Below are 417 nucleotides of genomic sequence, written 5' to 3' on the forward strand. Positions count from 1 at the left end.
AGCCGGTACCGGCAAGGCGCTTTTCAGCCTCGGCGGCAAGTGTGCCCTTCTTCATCCCCAGCAGCGCGGTGCTGTCGGCCTCGCCCTTGATCTGCTTGGCCTCGGTCAGCGCCTCGACAACGAGGGTCTTGGAAACACGGCCCAGGTAATTGTCGGCGGTCGGCTCGAAATGCTCGGCCATGTCGAAGTCCAGCGTTTCCAGCAGCTTCGCGGTCAGGCCCTTGTGTTCCTCGTTGACGCTGACGGTCAGGGCGACACCCAGCGCAATGATCTTGTCCAGCTGCGCGGGCTTCATTTCCGAAAGCGTGTCCCACAGCTTGCCGTCTGCGGTCGGCAACTCCTTGATTGCGGCCTTGCAGGCTTCGAGGAAGGCGTCGGCGCTGGCCTTGCCCGCATCGTCGGTGATCGGGTGATAGG

General features: G+C 63.3%; 1 pseudogene. It reads right to left on the bottom strand.

Annotated features, from left to right (window positions below):
* Nucleotides 1–417 (bottom strand): annotated as a pseudogene (locus EOD15_RS36180) (hypothetical protein); the annotation flags it as partial.

The organism is Mesorhizobium sp. M7A.T.Ca.US.000.02.2.1 (assembly GCF_003996995.1).
Taxonomy (GTDB): domain Bacteria; phylum Pseudomonadota; class Alphaproteobacteria; order Rhizobiales; family Rhizobiaceae; genus Mesorhizobium.